The sequence below is a fragment of the Variovorax glucosi genome (assembly GCF_051216695.1).
Classification (GTDB): Bacteria; Pseudomonadota; Gammaproteobacteria; order Burkholderiales; family Burkholderiaceae_C; genus Variovorax.
The window spans coordinates 1-1,121 of the sequence record NZ_JBPJZE010000293.1 but is presented as its reverse complement, the minus strand read 5'-3'; the positions used below and the strand labels follow the sequence as shown (position 1 = coordinate 1,121).

The following is a 1,121-nucleotide window of genomic DNA, read 5'->3' as shown; positions in this document are numbered from 1 at the left end:
CGCATCGTCGACTACCTGTGGCACATCACCTTGCCGGTGACGGCCATGGTGCTCGGCAGTTTCGCGATCACCGCGATGCTCACCAAGAACTCGTTCCTTGAAGAGATCCGCAAGCAGTACGTGCTGACGGCGCGCGCCAAGGGATTGGCCGAGCGCCAGGTGCTCTGGAAGCACGTGTTCCGCAACGCGCTGATTCCGATCATCACGGGCTTCCCGACCGCCTTTATCGGCGCCTTCTTCTCGGGCGCGCTGCTGATCGAGACGTTGTTCTCGCTCGACGGGATGGGCTTACTCAGCTACGAAAGCGTCTTGCGGCGCGACTACCCGGTGTTTCTGGGCACGCTTTATCTGTTCACGCTGATCGGGCTGGTGACCAAGCTCATTTCCGATCTTTGCTATGTCTGGGTCGATCCGAGGGTGAAGTTTGACTAAAGCACCAGTCGTGTCTGTGAGCCCGGGCCGCCGTGCCTGGCGCCGTTTCCGCCGCAATCCGCTGGGATTCTGGAGCCTGTTGATCTTCTCGGCGCTGGTGGTGCTGAGCCTTTTCGCCGATGTGCTGTCGACCGACAAGCCGTTAGTGGTGCGCTACGAAGGCAAGACCTATTTCCCAGTGCTGCGGGACTATTCCGAGAAGACCTTCGGCGGCGATTTCGAGACTCCGGCCGACTACCTCGATCCATTCATCGAGCAGCGAATCACCCAGGGCGGCAACTGGGCGATCTACGCGCCGAACCGCTATGGCCCGGCCACGCTCAACTATTTCTCGAAGCCTCCGAACCCTGCAGCCCCTTCGAGCGAGAACCTGCTCGGCACGGATGAACGTGGCCGCGACCTGCTGGCCCAGCTGATCTACGGCTTTCGCGTGAGCGTGCTGTTCGCGCTGGCGCTCACGGTGATCGGGGTGGTGCTTGGCATCGCGACCGGCGCGGTGCAAGGGTTCTTCGGCGGAAAGATCGACTTGACCTTCCAGCGGCTGATCGAGATCTGGGGGGCGATGCCCGAGCTGTACCTGCTGATCATCTTCAGCGCGATCTTCACGCCCAGTGTGACGCTGCTGCTGATCCTGCTGACCCTGTTCAGCTGGATGGGGTTGTCGGACTATGTGCGCGCCTAGTTCCTGC

Annotated in this window: 1 protein-coding gene and 1 pseudogene; both read left to right on the top strand. The window is 61.4% G+C overall.

What is annotated here, in order from left to right:
• Window positions 1-432, top strand: a 432-nt coding sequence (locus ACSFA3_RS25070) for an ABC transporter permease subunit (RefSeq protein WP_435508054.1), incomplete at its 5' end; no start/stop codon positions are given.
• Window positions 425-1,111 (top strand): annotated as a pseudogene (locus ACSFA3_RS25065) (ABC transporter permease family protein); the annotation flags it as partial. The gene ACSFA3_RS25070 and the pseudogene ACSFA3_RS25065, both read left to right, overlap by 8 nt.
• Window positions 1,112-1,121: the final 10 nt, after the last annotated feature.